Annotated in this window: 18 protein-coding genes and 1 riboswitch; of the genes, 3 read left to right on the forward strand and 15 right to left on the reverse strand. The window is 63.0% G+C overall.

Going from position 1 to position 22,327, the window contains the following annotated elements; all coding sequences use genetic code 11:
• Positions 1-12 precede the first annotated feature (12 nt).
• Entirely contained in the window at positions 13-1,299 is a 1,287-nt protein-coding gene (locus tag GTP23_RS21905) for an MFS transporter (protein ID WP_161037080.1), read from the reverse strand.
• 126 nt (positions 1,300-1,425) lie between these two features.
• Between GTP23_RS21905 and GTP23_RS21910 the strand changes: the two genes are divergently transcribed.
• Both GTP23_RS21910 and GTP23_RS21915 read left to right on the forward strand, forming a co-directional pair.
• Positions 1,426-3,450, forward strand: coding sequence for an esterase-like activity of phytase family protein (locus tag GTP23_RS21910; protein WP_161037081.1), 2,025 nt, complete (start codon positions 1,426-1,428; stop codon positions 3,448-3,450).
• A gap of 16 nt (positions 3,451-3,466) precedes the next feature.
• Positions 3,467-5,491, forward strand: a complete 2,025-nt coding sequence (locus tag GTP23_RS21915) for a beta strand repeat-containing protein (RefSeq protein WP_161037082.1) — start codon at positions 3,467-3,469, stop codon at positions 5,489-5,491.
• Here the strand turns inward: GTP23_RS21915 and GTP23_RS21920 are convergent.
• A complete protein-coding gene (locus GTP23_RS21920) occupies positions 5,488-6,891 on the reverse strand; it encodes a DHA2 family efflux MFS transporter permease subunit (protein WP_161037083.1) in 1,404 nt (467 codons plus the stop codon). The two genes, GTP23_RS21915 and GTP23_RS21920, sit on opposite strands and share 4 nt — an antisense overlap.
• 95 nt (positions 6,892-6,986) lie before the next feature.
• Between GTP23_RS21920 and GTP23_RS21925 the strand changes: the two genes are divergently transcribed.
• On the forward strand, positions 6,987-8,753 hold the full coding sequence (locus tag GTP23_RS21925) for an alkaline phosphatase D family protein (RefSeq protein WP_161037084.1): 1,767 nt from the start codon (positions 6,987-6,989) through the stop codon (positions 8,751-8,753).
• Here the strand turns inward: GTP23_RS21925 and GTP23_RS21930 are convergent.
• From GTP23_RS21930 to cobT, 13 genes are all read right to left on the reverse strand, one after another.
• On the reverse strand, positions 8,721-10,193 hold the full coding sequence (locus GTP23_RS21930; protein WP_161037085.1) for a cobyric acid synthase: 1,473 nt from the start codon (positions 10,191-10,193) through the stop codon (positions 8,721-8,723). The two genes, GTP23_RS21925 and GTP23_RS21930, sit on opposite strands and share 33 nt — an antisense overlap.
• A gap of 1 nt (position 10,194) precedes the next feature.
• Positions 10,195-11,067: a cobalamin-binding protein gene (locus GTP23_RS21935; RefSeq protein WP_161037086.1), complete on the reverse strand. Its 873-nt coding sequence runs from the start codon at positions 11,065-11,067 to the stop codon at positions 10,195-10,197.
• The gene (gene cobD, locus GTP23_RS21940) at positions 11,064-12,053 is read right to left on the reverse strand and encodes a threonine-phosphate decarboxylase CobD (protein WP_161037087.1); all 990 of its coding nucleotides are present in this window, start codon (positions 12,051-12,053) and stop codon (positions 11,064-11,066) included. Before cobD ends, GTP23_RS21935 begins: the two co-directional genes overlap by 4 nt.
• Positions 12,046-13,011, reverse strand: a complete 966-nt coding sequence (cbiB, locus tag GTP23_RS21945; protein ID WP_161037088.1) for an adenosylcobinamide-phosphate synthase CbiB — start codon at positions 13,009-13,011, stop codon at positions 12,046-12,048. Before cbiB ends, cobD begins: the two co-directional genes overlap by 8 nt.
• Entirely contained in the window at positions 13,005-13,562 is a 558-nt protein-coding gene (gene cobU / locus GTP23_RS21950) for a bifunctional adenosylcobinamide kinase/adenosylcobinamide-phosphate guanylyltransferase (protein WP_155436822.1), read from the reverse strand. The genes cbiB and cobU overlap by 7 nt, the downstream gene beginning before the upstream one ends.
• Positions 13,559-14,869, reverse strand: coding sequence for a cobyrinic acid a,c-diamide synthase CobB (locus GTP23_RS21955; RefSeq protein ID WP_161037089.1), 1,311 nt, complete (start codon positions 14,867-14,869; stop codon positions 13,559-13,561). Before GTP23_RS21955 ends, cobU begins: the two co-directional genes overlap by 4 nt.
• Positions 14,863-15,489 (reverse strand): cob(I)yrinic acid a,c-diamide adenosyltransferase, encoded by a 627-nt coding sequence (cobO, locus tag GTP23_RS21960; RefSeq protein WP_161037090.1) that lies wholly within the window; start codon positions 15,487-15,489, stop codon positions 14,863-14,865. The genes GTP23_RS21955 and cobO overlap by 7 nt, the downstream gene beginning before the upstream one ends.
• Entirely contained in the window at positions 15,486-16,259 is a 774-nt protein-coding gene (locus GTP23_RS21965) for an ABC transporter ATP-binding protein (protein WP_161037091.1), read from the reverse strand. The genes cobO and GTP23_RS21965 overlap by 4 nt, the downstream gene beginning before the upstream one ends.
• Before the next feature lies 1 nt (position 16,260).
• A complete protein-coding gene (locus GTP23_RS21970; protein WP_161037092.1) occupies positions 16,261-17,283 on the reverse strand; it encodes a FecCD family ABC transporter permease in 1,023 nt (340 codons plus the stop codon).
• Positions 17,284-17,355: 72 nt separating this feature from the next.
• Entirely contained in the window at positions 17,356-19,203 is a 1,848-nt protein-coding gene (locus GTP23_RS21975) for a TonB-dependent receptor domain-containing protein (protein WP_161037093.1), read from the reverse strand.
• 127 nt (positions 19,204-19,330) lie between these two features.
• Positions 19,331-19,559, reverse strand: a riboswitch (cobalamin riboswitch).
• A gap of 9 nt (positions 19,560-19,568) precedes the next feature.
• Positions 19,569-20,132 carry a histidine phosphatase family protein gene (locus GTP23_RS21980; protein ID WP_161037094.1) on the reverse strand — a complete coding sequence of 188 codons (564 nt, stop codon included), beginning with the start codon at positions 20,130-20,132 and terminating at the stop codon, positions 19,569-19,571.
• 4 nt (positions 20,133-20,136) lie between these two features.
• Positions 20,137-20,919 (reverse strand): adenosylcobinamide-GDP ribazoletransferase, encoded by a 783-nt coding sequence (locus GTP23_RS21985; protein ID WP_161037095.1) that lies wholly within the window; start codon positions 20,917-20,919, stop codon positions 20,137-20,139.
• Positions 20,920-20,929: 10 nt separating this feature from the next.
• Complete coding sequence (gene cobT, locus GTP23_RS21990; protein WP_161037096.1) at positions 20,930-21,964, reverse strand: nicotinate-nucleotide--dimethylbenzimidazole phosphoribosyltransferase; 1,035 nt, start codon at positions 21,962-21,964, stop codon at positions 20,930-20,932.
• Between the last annotated feature and the right edge of the window lie 363 nt (positions 21,965-22,327).

Genomic DNA, 22,327 nt, shown 5'->3' on the forward strand with positions numbered 1-22,327 from the left:
GGGCGGCGTACCTCATGGCGTTGCGCCGGTCGCGAGCGTAGCCTGCTGGGGTTTTCCGGGCAGCGCCACCACGAAAGTCAGCAGCAGCGAGGGCAAGGCAGCCAGCAAGCCCCAGATGAAAAAATCGTGATAGCCGAGGCTAGCCTGGATTTTACCACTGACCATGGTGGATAGGACCAATCCCAGTTGCATCACGCCAGTGCCCAGTGCGTAGTGGGCTGCCGGGTATTTACCGGGTGCTACCACTTGCATCATATACATGACCAGACCGGCGAAACCGAAGCCGAAACCGAACATTTCCGCACTCAGTACAGCAGTGATCAGGGCCAGATTGTCCGGCAGCGCCACGCTGAGATAGCAGAAGGTGACGGTGGGCAGATTCATTGCCAGAATCAGCACCGGCATCGCTAGCCGCAACCCGCGCCAGGCGCCGAAATAGCCGCCCAGTATGCTGCCGGCAATGTAGGCGACGGTGGAAAAACTGCCATAGGCGATGCCCATGTCCAGCGTGCTCATGCCTAGCCCGCCATGGGCGCGATCATCGATCAGGAACAGACGGCCTATGGTCTGCACCTGGCCTTCCGCCACACGGAACAGCAGCACGAACACGATGGCGAGCCAGATGCCGGGCTTGCGGAAAAAGCTCAGCAGTACATCGGCGCTGGTGCGCCATGGCTGGCGGCTGGCTGCATCCGCCGGATCGGCCCTGAGGTCGGCCGGAGCGGCCCAGCCGTGGTAGGCGGCCAGCAGCAGCAAGGCGGCACCGGGCAAGGCCAGCGCCACGGCCCATGCCGTGCGCACATCGTAGCGGGCTTCCAGCTCGCCGGCCAGCACCACGACGGCACCCTGTACGAACAGTTTGCCGCCATTCCAGAACGTGCCCAGCCAGCCGGAGTACATGGCTTGCTGGCGCGGCGTCAGCTGGCCGATGTACAGGCCGTCGGCGGCGATGTCGTGGCTGGCCGAGGCCAGCGACAGCAAGGCCAGCGCCGCCACGCTGAAGGTGAAGAAGCCCGCACCGCGCAGGACCAGCGCGGCCGCCAGCAGGCAGGCGCCGCCTAGCGCCTGAAACGTGACGATGGCCCATTTTTTACTGGGCGCCAGTTCCAGCAGCGGGCTCCAGAGCGGTTTGACCACCCAGGCCATGCCCAGCAGGCTGCTGCACCAGGCGATCTGTTCATTGGATACGCCCAGCCGCTTGTACATGATGGCCGCCATGGTCATCACGATGGCATAGGGCAGGCCCTGGGCGAAATACAGCGAGGGTATCCAGAACAGCGGGTGGCGGCGAGGCAGCATCGAGGTGTTAGTCCGTTAGCAATAGTCTGGGTAGTATAGGTGTTTTATAGGTGGTGTCAACCGGCGTCATACGCTTGTCATGGGCGGCCGCTAAAGTTCGGTTTTTTCAATTGAGGCCAGATCAGCATGAAAAAGTTTTCCTTGATGTCGCTCGCGGTGTTTTCCGTTCTTGCCGGCTGCGGCGGCAGCGATACTGCGGCCCCTGCCAAAACGCCGATCACGGGCGTATTCCTGGATGGCGCGGTGGAAAACCTCGACTATGTTGCCGGTACTGCCGCGAAAGCCAGCACCTCGGCCAAGGGCGAGTACACCTGCTATGCCGGCGACAGCGTCAGCTTCAGCATAGGCGGCATAGCGCTGGGCAGTGCTCCGTGTGCGGCCATCATTACGCCCTTGCAGCTGGCGGGCGTTACGGATATCAAGGACAACAAAGTAGTTAATCGACTGCTGGCCCTGCAATTACTGGATGAAGACAGCGATCCGTCCAACGGCATCAAGCTCACGGCCGAGGTGAAAACTGCACTGGCCGCCAAGAGCGCGGACTTCGGGCTGGATGCTGCCGCCTTCAATGCGGCAATGAGCGCCCAGCTGGCCAGTGCCGGCAGCAAATATGCGGCCCGCAGCATAGACGACAGCCGCCGCGCGCTGGTACGCGAACACTTCGAAGATACGCTGGCGTCCAGGGTCGGTACGCCGGTGTCGGAAGCCTATACCCAGACTACGCCACTGGGCGCAGTGGCCGTCAGCGTCACGCGCTACCAGATCCAGGCTGCTGCCAGTTACTACGTGCCGTACGAAGGCAGCAACCCCAAGGTCAAGGAAGAATTCCCGCAAGGCTTTCTGCCATCCTATGGCTCGTCGCTGGCCTTCAAGGGCACCAATGCCAGCGGCGATCTGGAATTCTATGGCCTGACCGATCGCGGCCCGAATGGCGATGGTCCCAATCTGCCATCGCTTAGCGGCAGCGGTGTGACGGGCGCCAAAATTTTCCCGTCGCCCAGCTTCACGCCTTCGTTCGGCATCATCACGGTGGGCAAGGCCGGTGCGGTGCTGACTTCTTCCACGCCGCTCAAGGTATCGGCGACAGTCAATGCTTCCGGCTTGCCGGTGGCACCCGGCAGTGTGGGCAACTCGGCTGAACTGCCCGTGTTCGACGCCATGAAATATGACGCGGCCAGCAAAGCCACTTTCAATGCGGGCGGTCTGGATACGGAAGCCATCGTGGTCGACAAGAAGCGCAGCGTGCTGTGGATCTCCGACGAATACGGCCCCTTCATCCTCAAGGTTGATCCGGCCACCGGCGTCATCCTGAACAAGTATGCGCCCGGTAGCGGGCTGCCCGACATCTTCCTCAAGCGGCGCGCCAACCGCGGCATGGAAGGCCTGACGCTGGATACCAGCACCGACAAGCTGCATGGCTTCCTGCAAAGCCCGCTCACGGATGGCAGTGCGCCGTATGCGGTGACGGGCAAGAGCGAGGCGATAGAACGCTATGCACGCTTCACGCGCTGGATGGAGTTCGATCCTGTCACTGGCAGCGCGGGCAAGATGTACGCCTATCCGCTCGACGCAGCTGACTATCAGGATGGCCGTACCGGCAATGCCAAACTCGGTGATCTGGTTGCACTGGGCAATGGCAAATTCATCGTGATCGAGCAGGGCGCGGCGCCTAACGGCAAAGTGTTCAACAAGCTGATGCTGGTGGAAATCGGTGCGGCCACCGATATCGCGGGAAGCGCCTACAACGTCAAGACTTCGGATCTGGAAAAGAGCAGCATGAGCGCTACGGCGGTCAATGGCGCGGACTGGAAGAGTGTGACGCCACTGAAGAAAACCCTGCTGCTGGACTTGAATGCTATCGGCTGGCTGGCCGAGAAGGCGGAAGGCCTGACTATCGTCGATGGCAATACGCTGGCGCTGGCCAACGACAACGACTTCGGCATGAAAACCAAAGTCTTCAACGCTGCCGGCGTGGTGGTGGAAGATGCGGATGTCACCAAGTGCAATATCGACGCGGCAGGCACCATCATCACCAGCACGGCGGCCGGTTGTAATGCGGCCAACACCATCCGCGTTGCGCGTGGCGAGGACCGCGAGCGTCCAAGCCGGCTTTGGCTGATTAAATTCAGCAAAGCGCTGACGGCATTCTGATAGAACGGGACTTTCCATGTCGTTTACATTTTCTAAACCTCATTCGGCCATTCAATTCCTGCTGCTGGCGGCGGCCTTGCCGCTGAGTGCTACTGCTAACGCAGTGCCCGTGCTGGTGTTCCCCGGCACGCTGAGCAACGCCAACACCGATGCGCAGACGCTGGACAAGAACCAGCTTGGTAGCATCACCAGCACCGGCACGCTGACCGTGGGCGGCAGTGCCGTGGCAGTAAGCATCGTCGGCAAGAACGCGACGCTGGATAATCAGGGCGTGATCAGCCAGACCGGCAACGGCCGGGTGATGCGCGACAATACCGGCGTTACAGGGCTGGTGATACTCAACGGTAGCAGCAGCAACCGCGCGGCAAAGATGCTGGCTGCCGACGGCGATGTTATCCAGATGAACAAGGCCAATGCCAGCGTCACGCTGAGTAATTACGGCAGCATGATTTCGGAGAACGCCAGCGCTGGCGGCTCGCAGGTGGTGGACTTTGCCGCGATTACTACGGGCGCCAACGTGGTGAACAACTACGGCCTGCTGCAGGCCAAGGAAGCGGATGCGGTACGCACGGGCGTGGCGGGTGCCTTGAACAACTACGGCTCCATCATCTCGACCACCAGCACCGGCAGCGGTAGCGACGGAATCGATGCGCAGAACAATAGCGGCGCGCTGATCCTCAATGGCGCGGGTGGCCTGATCGACGGCGGCCGCCATGGCATTACCGGTGGCCAGAAAGATGGCACGCAAGCCTACACCATGAGCATCACCAATGCGGCGGGCGGCATTATCCGCGGCAGCAATGGTTCGGGCGTGAATCTGGATGGCTTTAACAACAAGCAGGTCATCACCATCGTCAATCACGGTTCCATCTTCGGCAATGGCGTCACGGGCGATGGCGACGGGCTGGATATCGATGGCATAGCCAACGTCACCAACACGGGCCTGATCCGCTCGGTGAACGCCTTTAGCCCGGTGGCGGAGGGGCTGGCATATAGCGAAGGCTTGAGCATAGGCGGTGGCAGCATCGTCAACTCGGGCCACATCGAGGGTCTGGTCACGCCGGGCAACACTAATGCGGTCGGACGTGGTATCACGCTGGCCGGCAACGACATCGCCGGCAAACCCGGCATGCGCGAAGGCCTGTATGGCAACGTCACCATCACCAACCAGCACGGTGGGCTGATTTATGGCCAGAGTGATTCGGCGATCGTGACGGTGGGTGCTGCCAGCGCTTACACGGTGAGCATCAGCAATGAGGCCGGTGGCGTGATACGGGGCGGCGGCAGCTATGCCGCCATCCGGACTGGCGCGGATAGCACGGTGCTGGTGAATGCCGGCACCATCGATGGCAGCAGCAGCGGCAAGGCGATCGAGATGGGCTCTGGCAGAAACAGCCTGACGGTGTATGGCGGCAGCATCCTCGGCGACATCAACGGCGGCAGCAGCGGCCAGAATACGCTGCTGTTCGGCGTGAGCGACGGCGCCAGCTTCGCCTATGCCGGTTCGCTCGCCAATTTCAGCCGGGTCGAAGTGCGGAGCGGTGTGGTGGTACTGAGTGGTGTGAGTAGTTATACCGGTAGCACGGTACTGAGCGGCGGCACGCTGGAACTGGTGGGCGCCAATCGCCTTTCTGCAGCCAGTATCCTGCAACTCGATGGTGGTAGCCTGCAGCTGCTGCAGGCCGGTGCGCAGGGGCAGACCTTTGCCAGCCTGTCGCTCAGCCAGAATTCCACGGTACTGCTGGGTGGCTCGTCACTGACATTTAATGGACTGGGTGCGGTAGTCGAAGGCAAGACCCTGAGCTTCAGCGAGGCTGCGGCCGGTGCCTATGCTTTCCGTCTGCTGGGCGACATGACCCATGATGCCGGCTTTTTGCAACTGGTGCACGGCACCAGCATTAACGGCATGGCCGTGCGCTACCAGTTTGACGGTACCTACACTGGCGTTGCCGCAGTGCCGGAGCCGGCTACCTACGCCATGCTGCTGGGCGGTCTGGGCCTGCTGGCGCTGGCAGTGCGCCGGCGCAAGAGCAGCCGCTAAGGCGCGCTGCCTTTGCTGATGCTTTCGCCATCCTCTTTGCGCAGCGACCAGAAAGTGAGCGAGGAGAGGATGGTGACGACGGCCAGCGTGAGGAAGGCGTGATGGATGGCGCCCGTCAGGGCCATGCGGTCCGACTGGGGCAGGCCACCGAGGAACCAGCCCGTGACCAGTGAACCGGTCGCGAGGCCGAAGCTCATGGAAAGCTGCTGCATGGAGCTGGCGATGGTGCTGGCCATGCTGGAATCTGCTGCATTGACGTCGGCATAGGCGATGCTGTTCATGCTGGAGAACTGCAGCGAATTGAAAAAGCCCAGCATCAGGCTGATGGCGACGATCAGATACAGCGGCGTGCCCTGCTGGACAACAGTGTACAGGCTGATGGTCAGCCCGATCAGGACCGTGTTGACGATCAGGACCTGACGATAGCCGTAGCGATTGAGTACCCGCACGGAGATCAGCTTCATGCCCATGGCCGCAGCGGCCGAAGGCATCATCAGCAGGCCAGACTGCCACGCAGGCAGCCCCAGACCCAGCTGATACAGCAAGGGTAGCAGGAAGGGCAGGCCGCCGACGCCGATGCGGGTGATAAAGCCGCCCAGTACCGAGACGCGGAAAGTACGGATTTTGAACAGCGCCAGTTGCAGCAGGGGGTAGGCGCTGTCGCGCGCATGCCAGCCGTAGGCCAGCAGCAGGCTGAGGGCAATCAAGAACAGCACGGCGGCCGAGGTGATGTCGATCTGGTGTTCGCCGAAAATCTCCAGCAGCCACGATAGCAACGCAACCCCTGTACCGAACAGCACCAGTCCGATCAGATCGAGCGGGCGTGCCGCCTCGCCGTGATAGTCGGGCATGTAGCGGTGAGCCAGAAAGATCGCCGTAATGCCGACCGGGACGTTGACGAAGAAGATGTCGCGCCAGGTCAGCCAGTGCACGATCAGCCCCCCTACGGTGGGCCCCAGCAGAGGGCCGATCAGCGCCGGCACAATCACGAAGTTCATGGCCGATAGCAGTTCGGATTTGGGGAAGGTGCGCACGATGGTCAGCCGGCCCACCGGCATCATCATGGCAGCGCCCAGACCCTGCAGCAGGCGGGCCGCCACCAGCATGGGGGAATTGACGGACAGGCCGCACAGCACCGAGGCCAGGGTGAAAATGGCGACAGCACTCATGAAGACGCGGCGCGTGCCATAGCGGTCGGCCATCCAGCCGCTGACAGGAATGGATACGGCCAGACTCAGAATATAGCTGGTGACTACCGCCTTCAGGCTGAGGGGCGTGACCTGCAGGCTGGCCGCCATGCTGGGTATCGCCGTGTTGACGATGGTCGAATCCAGCTGCTCCATGAACAGGGCAGTGGCCACTACCCAGGGCAGATAGCGTTTGGCGGCGGTGGTATCCATGCCTGCGATTGTCACACAAAAGTAAAAAGCAGGTCATGCTGCCGTCACGAATGGGGCGTAAGTTGGCGAGCATCGCAACCGCCGATGGAGTCATGATGACGATAGCCGCATCGCTTTCAGGCCGACGGGAGTTTCTCCGGCAGGTGGCATCGACGGCGGTACTGGGTGCCGGTCTGGCCGGCTGCAGCAGCCCCGCCGTCAATAGCGCGGAGCGGACGGCCCTGCAGTTTCTGCATGGTGTAGCGAGTGGCGACCCTTTGCACGACAGGGTGATACTCTGGACCCGGGTAACGCCGCCGGCGGAAACGGACAGTCCCGAGCCGGCAGTCTACTGGCAGGTGGCCACCGATGCGGCGATGCAGTCGGTGGTCGCGCAGGGCAGCAGCACTACTTCGGCCGCGCGGGATTTTACCGTCAAGGTGGATGCGGCAGGCCTGCTGCCCGGCCATGTCTACTATTACCAGTTCGCTGCCGAAGGCGTGCGCTCTGCCGTGGGCCGTACCAGGACGCTGCCGCGCGCCGACGTGCGTCAGGTCAGGCTGGCGGTCTTCTCCTGTTCCAACTATCCGGCCGGTTTCTTCAATGTGTATGCCGATGCGGCACGCCAGAATGATATCGATGTCGCGCTGCATATCGGCGACTATATCTACGAATATGAGAGCACCGGCTATGCCAGCAGCCATGCGCAAGCGCTGGGGCGGGTGTCCGAACCGCGCGAACTGCTGCTGCAGCTGGAAGACTACCGACGCCGCTATGCCCAGTACCGTAGCGATCCCGATCTGCAGGCGCTGCATGCCGCGCTGCCCTTCATCACCGTGTGGGACGATCACGAGTTTGCCGATGACACCTGGCGTGATGGCGCCGTAGCCCATGAAGCACGCAAGCATGGCCCCTTCGCCCTGCGCAGACAGGCTGCCATGACGGCCTACCACGAGTGGCTGCCTATCCGCGCGCCGGAACCGGCCAGCCTGCAGAAGATTTACCGTTCCTTCGATTTCGGCTCGGTGCTGTCGCTGCACATGCTCGATACCCGTGTGGTGGGGCGCGATCAGCAGCTCATGATGTCGTCCTACTACGATCACCAGCGCCACTTCGATGCAGAAAAATTCCGCCATGATGTGGCGTCGCCGCGCCGCCAGATGCTGGGCAGCGAGCAGATGGCATGGCTGGAGCAGCAGGTGCAGCAATCGCAGGCACGCTGGCAGGTTCTGGGCCAGCAGGTGCTGATGGCGCGGATGGAATATCCGCAGGCGATCGCCATGGGCCAGTGCAGCTGTACCGATTACGCAGCGCTGAAGCGGCGCGCGGCGCGCGATCCGGCGGCGCTGGGCAGGCATGAGCAGGACTGGCTGGCTGCAGCCACGCTGCCCTGTTATATGGATTCGTGGGATGGCTACCAGCACGACCGCGAGCAGGTATTTGCCATGATGCAGCGGCACCGCAAGAATCTGGTGGTGCTGGCCGGTGATACGCACAATGCCTGGGCCAGCGATCTGCAGGATGCACAGGGGCGCCAGATCGGCGTGGAGTTTGCCACGGCTTCGGTAACCTCGCCCGGTATGGAGGGGGCGTATCACGAGCGCGATCCGGACGATGTGGCGGCCATGATGGTGGACCTGATCGCGCCGCTGTATTACGCCCAGACCAGCAAGCGTGGCTATATGATCATCACGGCCAGCCACGAGCAGGTGCGCTGCGACTGGCGCTTTGTCGATACCGTGTTGCAGCGCGAGTTCGAGGCGGCGACCGAGCGCAGCCTGCGCACCTTGCCCGGCCCCGGCAACCGCCGCATCGAGGAATGTGCGGGCAGTCAGCCCTTGCGGGCCGCTTCAGGTGCTGACATCGACACTATCGTGGCGTAGCACGCACAGGGCGTCGAGCAGGGGCTGGGCGGCGTCGGCCAGACGGTCAAGGCTGGCCTCTCGCAGCGCTTGCGTGTCCACCGCATGGTCACTGGCGAGGCCGGCCCAGCGCAGCAGGGCGCTGCTGGCCGAGGGGGTGTCGAACAGGCCGTGCAGATAGGTGCCCAGCACCTGCCCGTCGGCCGATAGCGCACCTTCGGCACGTCGGTCGATGAAGAAGGCCGGCTGGCTGAGCGCCGCACCGTGCGATTCGCCCATGTGGATTTCGTAGCCGGTCACGCCGGCCTGCTGCGCATCGAAGGCGCAGATGCCCTGCACCTGCTGCAGGCGCTTGTGGCTGGTCATTTCCGTTTCCATTTCCAGCAGGCCCAGTGCCGCCGAGCTGCCCGGCATCCCTTCTACGCCACGCGGATCGTGTACCTGCTGGCCCAGCATCTGGAAGCCGCCGCAGATGCCTATCACTTTGCCGCCATAGCGCAGATGGCGCGCGATCTGCTGGGGCCAGCCCTGCTGCTCCAGCCAAGCCAGATCGGCGCGGGTGTTCTTGCTGCCGGGGAGGATGATCAGGTCGGCCGGCGGAATCGGCTCGCCCTGACGGACGAAACGCAGGTCCACCTCGGGATGGGCGCGCAGGGCGTCGAAATCCGTGTGGTTGCTCATGCGGGGCAAACTCGGCACGACCACGCGGAAGGCGCCGGCGTTGGCCTGGACTGCCTGCACCGCGTCTTCCGCATCGAGGAACAGGCCGTGCAGGTAGGGCAGTACGGCCAGCACTGGCTTGCCGGTCTGCTGTTCCAGCCACTCCAGCCCCGGTTCGAGCAGGCTGATATCGCCACGGAAGCGGTTGATGACGAAGCCGATGATGCGATGCCGTTCGCTGGGCGAGAGGCAGGACAGGGTGCCGACCAGATGGGCGAAGACGCCGCCGCGGTCGATATCGGCCACCAGAATCACGGGGCAATCGACGGCTTCCGCAAAGCCCATGTTGGCGATGTCGCGGTCGCGCAGATTGATCTCGGCCGGGCTGCCTGCCCCTTCGACGATCACGCTATCGTACTGCTGGCACAGGCGCTGGTGCGATTCCAGCACCGCCTGCATGGCGATGGTTTTGTACTGGTGGTAGTCGCGCGCATCCATCTCGGCGCGCACCTGACCGTGGATGATGACCTGGGCTCCGATGTCGCTGGAAGGCTTGAGCAGGACGGGGTTCATGTCCGTGTGTGGCGCCAGCCCTGCTGCGATAGCCTGCAGCGCCTGCGCGCGGCCGATCTCGCCGCCATCCTCCGTGACCGCGCTGTTGAGCGCCATATTCTGCGGTTTGAAAGGAACCACCCGTATGCCTTGGCGGCGCAACAGGCGGCACAGTGCGGCGACGATGGTGCTTTTGCCAGCATCGGAGGTGGTGCCCTGCACCATCAGTGTCGAAAAGGGAAAGCTCATATCAGTTCTTCCGGTGCTGGCGCGCCAGCTCGAGTTTTTCACACAGGGCGGCAGTACCGGCCACCATACGCGGACCGGCACGGTTCAGCAGTTCGCCATTGAGGGTGAACAGATTGTCGTTACGTACCGCCTTCATGGTGGGATAGGGGCGCCACAGATTCACGCCGCCATAGTTCTTTTCGCTGGTGCCGAAAATGGCTTCGGGGTCGGCCTGCAGCACGGCTTCGACGCTGACCACGGGAGCGGTGACTTTCAGATCGGCGAAGATGTTGACGCCGCCGCACAGGCGCATGGCATCGCTGACGATGGAGCTGCCGCTCAGCGTGTAGAGCGGCTTGTCCCAGACCTGATAGAACATCCGTACTGGCGGGCGGTTGCCATACTGTTTGGCCAGCGCGGCAAACTGGCGGCTGATTTCTGCCGCAGCCGGTTGGGCTACGCTTTCGGTGCCCATCAGCTGGCCCAGGCGCAGCACGTTGTCGGCGATGCCATCCAGTTTCTGTGGCTCGCTGTGAAATAGCGGTACACCGAGCTGGCGCAGGGTGTCGATCTGGCGTTCGGAACTGCCGTGCATCCAGATCACGATCAGATCGGGTTTCATGGCGATCACGCGCTCCATGTCCACCAGCCGGTTGTCACCGACGCGCGGCAGTTTTTTGGCCGCTTCCGGATAGTCGCTATAGGTGACGGCACCGACGATCTTGTCGCCACCACCGGCGGCATACAGCAGCTCCGTCACATGTGGCGCCATGGCGATGATGCGCTGTGCCGGCTTTTGCAGCGTGACCAGATTGCCATCGTCATCACGCACGCTGATGGCGGCTTGTGCGCTCGCCAGTTGTGCCAGTAGCAGTGCGGTAGTGAAGTACTTCATACGCTGTCCTTGTGGGTCCATAGGGTTAATGCTGTTTCCAGCCGCTGCCAGCCGGTTTCGTCGGGCGGCAGTCCTAGCCGGATGCCGCGTGCGGCGTGAGTGAACAGACGCACCCAGATACCCCGCTCTGCCATGTGCCGCCAGAAGGCTTGCGGCTGCGCTTCAGGCCACCACTGGAATAGCGCTGTGCCATTGCTGGCGATGCCGTGGCGGGCCAGCAGTTGCTGCAGGCGTGCGCCGCTGTGGTGCAGATCGTCACGTGTACGCTGCTGCCATGCGCTGTCGCGCAGAGCGTCCAGTGCTATCTGCTGGGCTGGTCCGCTGACGGTCCATGGCCCCAGCAGCGAGGCCAGCGCCTCCAGCAGTTTGGGCGCCGCAGCGACAAAGCCCAGACGGATGCCGGCCAGACCGAAGAACTTGCCGATGGAGCGCAGTACGATCAGACCGGGCTGCTGGCTATGTGCTGCCACGCTGTGTTCGGGCGCGGTATCGCCGAAGGCTTCGTCGACCACCAGCCAGCCGCCACGGGCAGCCAGTTGCCCGGCCCAGCGCAGCAGGGTTGCTGCCGGCACCACGGCCCCGGTGGGATTATTGGGATTACAGATCACCATGACATCGCTGTGCGCCACGGCCTGTTCCAGATCGGCATAGGCAATCTGCGTCAGCGTGTGGCCGTGCTGCTGCCAATGGTGGGCGTGTTCGGCATACGATGGCGCCGAGACGGTAACACGCGATGGTGCGCGCAAGCGTGGCAAAGCCTGTATGGCAGCCTGCGTGCCGGCTACAGGCAGCATCAGGGGCGCGCCGTAAAATTTGGCGGCCGCTTGCGCCAGTTCCGCTGAGGGCTCGGGCAGGCGATGCCACGCGTTCGCGGCGATGGCCGGTGCCGGATACCAGCGGGGATTGATGCCGGTAGAAAGGTCCAGCCAGTCGTGCTGGCCGAAGCGTTGCGCAGCGGTGCGCAGGTTGCCGCCATGTTCAAGCATGCTGGCTCCAGATCTGTGCGGCGTTGATCAGTACTGCCATGGCCAGCCAGAGCAGGGTGGTGTGGCTGACCAGGCGCCATGCGCGGAAGATGTCCGGACCGCTGGCGCTGGCGCCATCGCCCAGCCGGGGGCGCTGTTCCAGTACGCCGTGGTAGATGGCCGCGCCACCGAGTTTGATGCCGAGGGCACCGGCGCCGCTGGCCATGACGGGGCCGGCATTCGGACTATCCCATGCCGGCGCCTGCTGCCGCCAGCAGCGCCACGCACGGCGCCTGGCCGATAGGGTGGGCGCCAGCACGGTGTAGCTTAGAGCAGTCAGGCGTGCGGGCAGATAGTTGAGGGCATCGTCCATGCGCGCTGCGCAGCAGCCGAACTGGCGCAGGCGTTCGGTGCGATAGCCCCACATGGCGTCAAGGGTGTTGGCCATGCGGTACATGACGGCACCGGGGCCGCCGGCCAGCATGAACCAGAACAGCGTGCCGAATACGGCGTCGTTGCCGTTTTCCAGCAGCGATTCGATGCTGGCGCGGGTGAGGTCCTGTTCGCTGGCGTTGCTGGTGTCGCGGCTGACGATGCGCGCTGTCAGCAGGCGGGCCTGTGCCAGATCCTGCTGCGCCAGTGCGGCGGCGATGGGCAGATTGTGCTCGCCCAGGCTGCGCAGGCCCAGACTGAAATACAGCAGCACGGCGTGGCAAGCCCAGAGTGCGTAGGAATGTGGTGCCAGCCACCACGTCAGAGTCCAGGCAGCGGCCGTGATGGGGACGACGGCCAGCAGCCACGCCAGCACGCCACGGCAGAATCGCAGCGCACCCTGATTCAGGCGCCGCTCCAGTGCATAAGCCAGATTGCCGAAGCCTACCAGCGGGTGCCAGCGGCGTACTTCGCCCAGCAGCAGGTCGAGCAGCACCCCTGCCGTCAGCAGCAGCGTGATGGCACTCCAGTGCAGCCCTGTCAGCACGGCGCTCCTTTGAGTACCAGCGGCAGGCCGGCGGCCACCAGCACGGCACGGTCGCATAAGGCTGCCATGGCCTGATTCAGGCGGCCCTGTTCATCCATGAAGCAGCGCGAGATGGCGCCCATGGGCATGATGCCCATGCCTACTTCGTTCGAGACCAGTATCACATCGCTGCTGCAGCGGGTCAGCGCGCTAGCCAGCATGTCCTGCTGTTCGTGGAACAGGGGCGGCAGGGTGATGGTGCCGACTTCGGGATATTCCTCGCCGCTGCTGAACAGCAGATTACCCAGCCACAGGGTGAGGCAGTCGACCAGTATCAGGCGCTCCGGTGCCGACCAGCGCAGCAGCTGATTGCCCAGTGCCAGCGGCTCCTCGACGGTGATCCATTCGACTGGACGGCTGGCGCGATGGTGGCGTATGCGTTCGGCCATTTCGCTATCGCTGGCGCTGGCCGTGGCGATATATACCACTTCCTTGCCGGACTCGATGGCCAGCCGTTCGGCGTAGCTGCTTTTGCCCGAGCGTGCCCCGCCCAGTATCAGTGTGCGTGTCATGCTGCGCTCCCGCTAAAGAGGGCAGCGGTGGCTGCCGGATTGGATGGGAAATAGGCATGGAAATACGAGGCTGCCAGCGAGCCGTGGCGGTACCATGCTTCGCCCTGCAGGGCAGATGGATGTTTGACGGTGTGCGCCGCCGGGGCGAGCGCCGTTTCCAGCTGCGAGTAATGGAAGGTGTGGCCGCGCAGATCACCTTGCGCAGTCGGCAGGGCCTGCAGGCCCAGACCGGACAGACGCGCGCGCATGCTGACTGCACCCGGCAGCAGCGCTGCCATGGGCCAGCTATCGCCTGCCTGATCGGTCAGCGTTTCGGCCAGCGCCATCATGCCGCCGCATTCCGCCACGATGGGCCGGCCCGCAGCATGGGCGGCGCGCATGGAGGCTTGCCAGATGCTGGCCTGTGCCAGCGTCCGAGCGTGCAGTTCGGGGTAGCCGCCGGGTAGATAGACGGCGTCGGCTTCGGCAGGAACGGGCTGGTCGGCCAGCGGCGAGAAAAACTTCAGCGTGGCGCCCAGTTCGCGCAGCACTTCCAGATTGTGCGGGTAGATGAACATGAAGGCCTGATCGCGCGCGACGGCAATGGTCCGTCCCGCCAGCAGAGGCGCGGTCGCCTGTGCCTGTGCGGGCTTGGCAAAACGCACTGGAGGCATGGCGTCCCAGGCCTGCTGATCGAATACCAGTTGCTCGGCCAGTTGGTCGAGCAGGGTATCGATGTCGCTGACGTCGTCCGGTAGCATCAGACCCAGATGGCGTTCCGGTAGCGAGCGGGCCTGTTTCGGCAAGGTGGCGAACAGGGGAATGTCGCGCAGCGAGGCCGCCACCATGCGCGCATGGCCTACACTGGCAACGCGGTTGGCAATCACGCCTGCCAGTTGTACCGGACCGTAGTCGCGCAGGCCGTGCACCACTGCACCGGCAGTCTGCGCCATTGCTGCAGCATCGATCACTGCCATGACGGGTACGCCGAATGCGCGTGATAGATCGGCCGAGGAAGGTGTGCCATCGTACAGGCCCATTACGCCTTCGAGCAGCAGCACGTCGGCTTCGGCCGCCGCCTGTGCCAGCTGGCGGCGGCACAGTTCTTCGCCTACCATCCACAGGTCCAGCGATCGCACGGTAGCGCCGCTGGCGCGCTCCAGTATCATGGGGTCGATGAAGTCCGGGCCGCATTTGAATACCCGCACGCGCTTGCCCTGTTGGACCAGCTTGCGCGCCAGTGCCGCCGTGATGCTGGTTTTGCCCTGACCGGAGGCGATGGCGGAAACCAGTACGGCACGGGCCTCCACGTAGTCCTGCGTCACCATTCGGTGCCTGCCTGCGCACCGATGCCGGCCTTGAAGGCATGCTTGACCACGTCCATTTCCGTCACCGTGTCGGCAATGGCTATCAGTTCCGGCGGTGCGCCACGGCCGGTAATTACCACGTGCTGCATGGGCGGACGGGCCAGCAGATCGCTGATGACGGTGTCCGCATCGAGGTAGCGGTACTTCAGCGCGATGTTGAGTTCATCGAATACCACCAGGCCGATTTCCGGATCGGCCAGAAAACGTTTTGCCTGATCCCATGCCTGCTCGGCTTTTTCAATATCGCGTTCGCGGTTCTGGGTTTCCCAGGTATAGCCTTCGCCCATGGAATGGAAGCTGACTTCTTCAGGGAAGCGGCGTAGAAACAGCTCTTCACCCGTCTGCATGGCGCCTTTGATGAACTGCACCACGCCGACCTTCATGCCATGGCCCATGGCACGGATCACCATGCCGAAAGCGCTGGAGCTTTTGCCCTTGCCGTTGCCGGTGTTGACGATGATGATGCCTATCTGCTTGTCGGCCGCCGCGATCTTGGCGTCGATGATGGCCTTTTTGCGCTCCATGCGCAGGCGGTGGCGCTCGTTTAGCGCGTTGATGTCGTCGGTATTCGGTTCGGTCATGCTGGTGCCTCGGAAGGGATGAAGATGCTGCGGTTGCCGTGTTGTAGTACGTCGATGGGGTGGCCCAGATAGCTGCTGAGGATATCGGCGCGCATGACTTCGGCGATGGTGCCGGCCAGCCAGCTACCGTCGCCCATCAGCAGCAGCGCGTGGGTGGAAACGCTGTGGGCCAGCGTCAGATCGTGGCCGACCATGATGGCGGTCTTGCCCTGTTCGCGGCATAGGCGCGCCAGCAGGCTCATGACGCTGACCTGATGGGCCAGATCGAGCGCATTGGCCGGTTCGTCGAGAAGCAGCAGCGGGGTGTCCTGCGCCAGCATGGCGGCGATGGCCACGCGCTGGCGCTCGCCGCCGGACAGAGTGCGCACATCGCGGCGCGCCAGATCGTCGACTTCCATGGCGGCTAGCGACTGCATGGCGATGGCATGGTCGTCGCTGCCTTCCCAGTAATGGTTATCGTGGTAGGGGTGGCGTGCCGACAGCACGGTTTCCAGCACGCTGTAGGCGAAGGCGTCGCTGCGGCTCTGTGCCAGAAAGGCGCGCTGGCGTGCCAGTTCAGCCAGTGGCCATTCGGCCAGCGTGCGGCCGGCGATGGCGACATGGCCGCTATCGGGCGCGCGCAATCCGGCCAGGGTTCTCAGCAAGGTGCTTTTGCCGGCACCGTTGCGGCCGATGATGCTCCAGCACTGGCCGTCGCCTACCTGCCAGTCCAGCGCCGTCACCAGCTGGCGCTGGCCGGTCTTCAGAGAGAGTTGATGAGTGCTGAGCATATTATTTCCGCAGTCGGTGCAGCTGGTACAGGAATACGGGTGCGCCTATCAGCGCGGTGACCACGCCGACCGGCAGTTGCTGGGGCGCGATGATGGTGCGTGCCAGCGTATCGGCCAGTAGCAAAAAGGTGCCGCCCGCCAGCGTGGCGGCAGGAATCAGCAGGCGGTGATCGGGGCCGATGGCGAAGCGGCAGGCGTGCGGCACGATCAGGCCGACGAAGCCTATGCTGCCGGCGCTGGTGACGGCGCTGGCAGTGAGCAGGCCGGAGACAAAGAACAGGCCCTTGCGCAAGCTGCCCACGCGTATGCCCAGCGTTGTTGCCGCTTCGGCGTGCAGCGCCATCACGTTGATGGAACGGGCGCTGCGCAGGGCAAATACCAGCGCGCCGGCCAGCACCACCCATGGCAGGACGCGCACGGGGGCGCCGGCCAGATCACCTATCATCCAGAACACCATGCTGCGCAGACGGCTTTCCGGCGCGATGGACAGCATCAGCGTGACCAGCGCCATACAGGCGGAAGACAGGATGACGCCTGTCAGGAGCAGCAGCGCGGTGCCGCCTTCGGCTGCCGTGCCGCCGCGCAGATCGCGCCGGGCCAGCAGATACAGCATCATGGAGACGGTTACGGCGCCGGTAAAGGCGGCACTGTCGACCACCCAGATGGCGCAGGCAAACAGCAGGGCTGCCAGTGCGCCGACCGAAGCACCTGCCGAAATGCCCAGTACATAGGGGTCGGCCAGCGGGTTGCGCAGCAGCGCCTGCATCATGACGCCAGCCAGCGACAGCGCTGCGCCGGTGACGAAAGCGACCAGGGCGCGGCTCAGGCGCAGATCGAGCAGGGTAGCGGCCAGCGTCTGTGCCTGGCCGTGAGCCAGTTGGCTTAATGCTGCCGGAATGTCGGCCAGCGGTATCTGCACCGAACCCGTCATGCCGGAGAATATCAGGCTGACCAGGGCGAACAGCAGCAATGCCGTCAGTATGACGCTGGCGCGCTGGCGTAGATGGTGTGGATTCGGATGCATGAACTACTTTCGGTTAGACGGGTAATCCGCCGGTTGCTCGCATGGGCTGCCGGCAGATTACACCATTGCGGCTTACTGGTAGCCGTAACGCAGCGCGGCAAACACCTTGCCCATAGGCGTGGTGTAGTTACGCGCCAGATCGTACTGTTTGTCGCCGACGTTATTCCAGCGCACCAGTGCCGACCAGTCGCGGTTCAGCTGATAGCTGGCGTACAGATTGACCAGGCCATAGCCGGGCAGGCGGGCTTTGTTGGCTGCATCGTCGAAGCGCTCGCCCGACAGCTGAACTTCCACGCCTGCCTTCCAGCCAGCGCCGTTATAGTCGGCTGCCAGATTGCCGTGCTGTTTGCTGCGGCGTGCCAGCTGCTTGCCGCTGGTTTCGTCTTTCGGATCCTGCCAGTCGGCGCTGGCGGAGAAGGTGTAAGCCCCCAGCTGCTGGCTGGCCGCCAGCGTCAGCCCTGCCAGCAAAGCATGGTTGATGTTGTAGGCGCAGCCATATTTGTAGGCGGAACCGACATACGGGCAGGGCGTGGTATTGACCATCAGGTCCGTCAGGCGGTTGCGGTAGTAGGTGGCGCTGAGCGAGCGGTCGTTCTGGTCGTAGTGCAGGCCGATCTCGCCGTTCTTGCCCAGCTCCGGCTTGTTCGCCGCATTGCCGTAGCCGGGGTAATACAGCTCGTTATAGGTCGGAGCACGGAAGCTGGTGCCGTAGCTGGCGCTGGCACGCAGGGCAGGGCTGAAGAAATAGCCGTAGCCGAGCGCGCCGGTATTTTTCGCGCCATAGATAGAACGGTCGCGGCGGATGCTGGCGTTGAAGAGCTGTTCGCCACGGCGCGCGTTATACGAAGCGGCGACCGAGTTGGTGATGCGTTGCGGGCTGGTGAGCTGGTAGCCGTTGGTTTCGACTTCTTCCTTGCGGCGTTCCAGCAGCAGTTGCAGTACGTCGCGGCCCAGCGTGATGTCGTTCTGCCAGCTCCAGCTGGTTTGCTTGGTGTTGATCTGCGAGTAGCCGGATGCGGTGGCGCTGGAATAGGTCGAGCCGTCGTCGCGCGTCTGGGCGACCTGCACTGCGCTGAGCCAGTTAGGCAGCAGCTGATTGTGGCTATAGAAGGCGACGCTATTGAGCGCCGCGATGGAGCGCACATCGAACGTTGCTGCGCCACTGTCGTACTGCGAGCTGAGCGAACCGTGCATCAGCTGGGTGCCGATTTCCTGTCCTTCGGCCCATTCGTAGCTCAGGCGCGCAGCGGCGTTCTGGCGGTCGTAGCCATCTTTGTCCGGATTGTAGGAGCTGCTGGCGGGGCGGGTGGCGGAAAAGCCGTCCGACTTCTCTTTGCCGGCGCTGATGGCGTAGCTGAAGCCCTGCAGGCTGCCTGCCACTGCTGCTTCGGCGGCGCGGGTGTTGTCCGTGCCGTAGCCGGCAGATGCCGTCAGCGTGGCAGCGCCCTGTCCCTTGCGGGTAAAGATCTGGATCACGCCGCCGATGGCGTCGGCGCCATACAGGGAGCTGAGCGGGCCATAGACGATTTCGATGTGATCGATGGCGCTGAGAGGAATCGCGCTCCAGTTGGCGGCGCCGGTGGTGGAGGAACCGATGCGCACACCATCGACCAGCACCACGTTCTGGTTGCTGTTGGCGCCGCGCAGGAATACCGTGGCATTGGTGCCGGAGCCGCCGGTGCGGGCGATTTCGATGCCGCGCTGGCGCTGCAGCAGGTCGATGATGGAGCCAGCGCCCGATGCGGCGATCTGCTCGGCGCTGATGCTGATGGTGTCGCTAATGGCTTCGTTCAGCGCCTGCGGGGTGCGGGCTGCTGTGACGACCACGGTGGGTGCAGGTTCTGCGTGCAGAGTAGGGGTGGCCATAGCCAATGCCAGCGACGTCCATGCCGCCGGGCGGGTAATGCGATGTGAGTTCATGCTATTTTTCTGTTAGTAGCAACCGGCCGACATCCCCGTAGGCCAGAGGGAACAGAAGCGAGAAACGCAGGGTGAGGCTAGCCGGAGCAGCGTTGCTGCTCGATCCGCTCGCGCACATCCCGTTCGCTCACTTCCACCTGTTCTGGCCGGTATCCGGGCTGACAAGTAAGCCGACTCACCTTCCCATGACTAGCACAGTGGTTATCCGAGGCGGTTTGTCGCACATGGCGTGCGACACTTGTTGACCGTTGCGGGGGCAGCACACGCAGGCTCTTTGCTGTTGGGCGGAGCTTCGTGTTTCCCGTTTAACTGCGCATCTGGACAGACGCGCGAGCACCAAAACCCCGTCATTATACGGGCTTTGTTCAGGTTTGCAGCAGCAAAGTGCTACCGTAGGCGATGTGGTGGGCCTGTTGTGCAGCTTCCAGTGCCATGGCGGCGGGTGCTAGTCCGCGCTGGCAGGCCTGCAGCAGACGGATGGTGCCGGCGTGGCAGATGACGATGGCGTCCTGCTGCTGCGCGTGCCAGTGCTGGTAGAACGCCGCGACGCGCTGCGCCATCTGCAGCACGCTTTCGCCGCCGCCGGGCCGGTAGTGCACCATGTCGGCAGCCCATGCGTCGATCTCGTCGCGGGCGATGTCGTCCCAGCGCTGTAGTTCCCAGCGGCCGAAGTGGAGTTCTGCTAGACGTGGATCGGGTATTGCTGGCGCGAGATCCATTGCTGCGGCTAGATGGTGCGCCAGTTGGGTACAGCGTTGCAGGGGGCTGGTGTAGAGCGCCATGCCATGCGGTAGTGCGACGGCCAATGACGCGGCCAGTGCGCTGGTTGTTTGCGCCAGCTGCTCGGCGTTGACGGCGAGATCACTGCTGCCATAGCAGACGCCCTGTTCGATCAGAGGTTGCGGGTGGCGTACTAACAGCAGGCGCATGGAGTTAGATATGCAGTGCTGCCGTGCCGCTGGCAGCCAGTAGCGCCAGATAGATGGCGACTTCGCTCAGTTGCTGGACTGCGCCGAGGCAGTCGCCCGTGTAGCCGTCCAGCCGCTGGTGGATTTTCCGGCCCAGCCAGAGGGTTGCGAGTAGTGCAGCCACCAGGGAGTAAGCCAGTGCTGTCCATGTTAGCCAGCCGGCAACGATCATTAGCAAGGCGGGCAGCAACGCAGTGATGCAGGCAAGCGCGAATTCGCCATTACGCATGCTTTGCGCCAGCGGCTTGGCTTTGCCTTCTTCGCGCGCATAACGCATACGCCAGATCAGTGATGTGGCCATCAGGCGGGAAAGAGGATGGGCCAGCAGCAGCGCGCTGATGGCCATGACCGGATCGATCATGGCCAGTGTGCTGCACTTCAGACCCAGCATGCAGACAATACCGATCGCGCCGTAGGCGCCTATGCGCGAGTCCTTCATAATCTCCAGCACGCGCTGGCGGGTCATGCCTCCGCCGAAGCCGTCGCACATGTCGGCAAAGCCGTCTTCGTGAAAGGCGCCCGTTGCGTAGATGGTTGCTGCCGTGGAGAGTGCTGCGGCGACAGGGGCGGGCACTAGCAGGGCTGCGAGGGCATATACGCCTGCGCCGATCAGCCCTACCACCACACCTACCAAAGGGAAGTAGCGCGAGGCCTGATTCAGCCATGCAGGATCGAAGCCCACCCAGCCCGGTATAGGCAGGCGGGTAAAGAACTGCAGGGCAGTAAAGAACAGGCGGAGCTGGTGCATGGGCGCTACTTTACTCGGATTTTTCGCTGACCTGTGCGGACTCGAAGGTGGCCATCTGATTGACGAAGTTGGCCGCCGCGTGCAGCAGGGGCAGCGCCAGCGCGCAGCCCGTACCTTCGCCCAGCCGCAGGCCGAGGTTGAGCAGAGGGCGAGCCTGTAGTGCGTTCAGCATTTTCTGGTGGCCCTGTTCGTTCGAGCAGTGGGAAAACACGCAGTAGTCCAGAATGGCCGGCTGCATACGGGCCGCCACCAGCAGGGCACTGGTTACGATGAAGCCATCGATCAGCAGCACCTTGCGCAGCTCGGCCGCCTTCAGCATGGCGCCTGCCATCATGGCGATCTCCAGTCCGCCGAAAGTGGCGAGGATATCGAAAGGCGTTACAGCGCGCGAATGTCTGGCAACCGCTGCTTCGATAACGTGCTGTTTATGCAGTACGCCCTCTGGCGAAAGCCCCGTGCCTGCACCGACGCACTCCGCCACAGGGATGCCAGTCAGTTTGTGCATCAGCGCTGCGGCAGCGGTGGTGTTGCCGATGCCCATTTCGCCGAAGCCCACTACATTACCTTTCAGCTCAGCCGCCAACGCCATGCCTGCTTCCAGTGCTGCCGTGCAGATTGCGTTGCTCATGGCTGCCTGCTGGGCGAAGTTGTGTGTGCCCTTGGCCAGCTTGCGATCGATGAGACCATCGCGCGGGCCGAAGTCGTGGTTCACGCCCGCGTCTACTACATGGAGAGCACATTTATTCTGAGCGGCGAAGACATTAATAGCGGCGCCTTGGGCGAGGAAGTTTTCTACCATCTGCCACGTGACATCCTGCGGATAAGCGGAAATACCTTCAGCCACCACGCCGTGATCGGCCGCGAATACGAGGATGGCTGGATCGCTGATGCTGATCTGACGGGTGTTCTGTATCAGGCCTATCTGTTTCGCCAGCGTTTCCAGTGCGCCTAAGCTGCCGAGTGGCTTGGTCTTGTTATTAATAGCGCGATCGAGCTCTGCTGCGAGCGTCTCGTTGTGGGTAGTATGTATGGCAGGTGTCAACATTATGGTTTTTGCAAATTCGATGAAGCCGGTATTCTACCCTTGTCAGGCAGGGGATAGATTTGCTATAGTTCGCCCCCTCGCAAAACAAGGCGCCCAGCGCTGAGTTGAGCGAGAAAAAAAGTAGGGGTTGACGAAACGATCTAAACGCTTCATACTCTTGCCTCTTCGCTGATGAACACAACGCTTCTCAGCAAGCAGTACCGACGCTCGGCGCTGGCCCAGTTCTTTAAAAATTTACAGTCGATAAGTGTGGACGTTTGATGAAAGTGCACACGAAGCTAGTCTTCGTGATACTTAAAAAATATCAAATGTTCACAAGAAATAAATGAAATAGGACGCTTCGTAAAAGAAGCGAACTGTCAG

Origin of the sequence: Duganella fentianensis (assembly GCF_009857835.1) — a bacterium.
Lineage (GTDB): Bacteria > Pseudomonadota > Gammaproteobacteria > Burkholderiales > Burkholderiaceae_D > Rugamonas > Rugamonas fentianensis.

Excerpts from the sequence above, each read along its gene's own strand:
- cobU (WP_155436822.1), bottom strand. The coding sequence starts at position 13,562 with ATGACACGCACACTGATACTGGGCGGGGCACGCTCGGGCAAAAGCAGC.
- cobD (WP_161037087.1), bottom strand. The coding sequence starts at position 12,053 with ATGCTTGAACATGGCGGCAACCTGCGCACCGCTGCGCAACGCTTCGGC.
- GTP23_RS21965 (WP_161037091.1), bottom strand. The coding sequence starts at position 16,259 with ATGCTCAGCACTCATCAACTCTCTCTGAAGACCGGCCAGCGCCAGCTG.
- GTP23_RS21915 (WP_161037082.1), top strand. The coding sequence starts at position 3,467 with ATGTCGTTTACATTTTCTAAACCTCATTCGGCCATTCAATTCCTGCTG.
- GTP23_RS21975 (WP_161037093.1), bottom strand. The coding sequence starts at position 19,203 with ATGAACTCACATCGCATTACCCGCCCGGCGGCATGGACGTCGCTGGCA.
- GTP23_RS21920 (WP_161037083.1), bottom strand. The coding sequence starts at position 6,891 with ATGGATACCACCGCCGCCAAACGCTATCTGCCCTGGGTAGTGGCCACT.
- GTP23_RS21955 (WP_161037089.1), bottom strand. The coding sequence starts at position 14,869 with ATGGTGACGCAGGACTACGTGGAGGCCCGTGCCGTACTGGTTTCCGCC.
- cobT (WP_161037096.1), bottom strand. The coding sequence starts at position 21,964 with ATGTTGACACCTGCCATACATACTACCCACAACGAGACGCTCGCAGCA.
- GTP23_RS21985 (WP_161037095.1), bottom strand. The coding sequence starts at position 20,919 with ATGCACCAGCTCCGCCTGTTCTTTACTGCCCTGCAGTTCTTTACCCGC.
- GTP23_RS21925 (WP_161037084.1), top strand. The coding sequence starts at position 6,987 with ATGACGATAGCCGCATCGCTTTCAGGCCGACGGGAGTTTCTCCGGCAG.
- GTP23_RS21935 (WP_161037086.1), bottom strand. The coding sequence starts at position 11,067 with ATGAAGTACTTCACTACCGCACTGCTACTGGCACAACTGGCGAGCGCA.
- GTP23_RS21970 (WP_161037092.1), bottom strand. The coding sequence starts at position 17,283 with ATGCATCCGAATCCACACCATCTACGCCAGCGCGCCAGCGTCATACTG.
- GTP23_RS21980 (WP_161037094.1), bottom strand. The coding sequence starts at position 20,132 with ATGCGCCTGCTGTTAGTACGCCACCCGCAACCTCTGATCGAACAGGGC.
- GTP23_RS21910 (WP_161037081.1), top strand. The coding sequence starts at position 1,426 with ATGAAAAAGTTTTCCTTGATGTCGCTCGCGGTGTTTTCCGTTCTTGCC.
- GTP23_RS21905 (WP_161037080.1), bottom strand. The coding sequence starts at position 1,299 with ATGCTGCCTCGCCGCCACCCGCTGTTCTGGATACCCTCGCTGTATTTC.
- cobO (WP_161037090.1), bottom strand. The coding sequence starts at position 15,489 with ATGACCGAACCGAATACCGACGACATCAACGCGCTAAACGAGCGCCAC.
- GTP23_RS21930 (WP_161037085.1), bottom strand. The coding sequence starts at position 10,193 with ATGAGCTTTCCCTTTTCGACACTGATGGTGCAGGGCACCACCTCCGAT.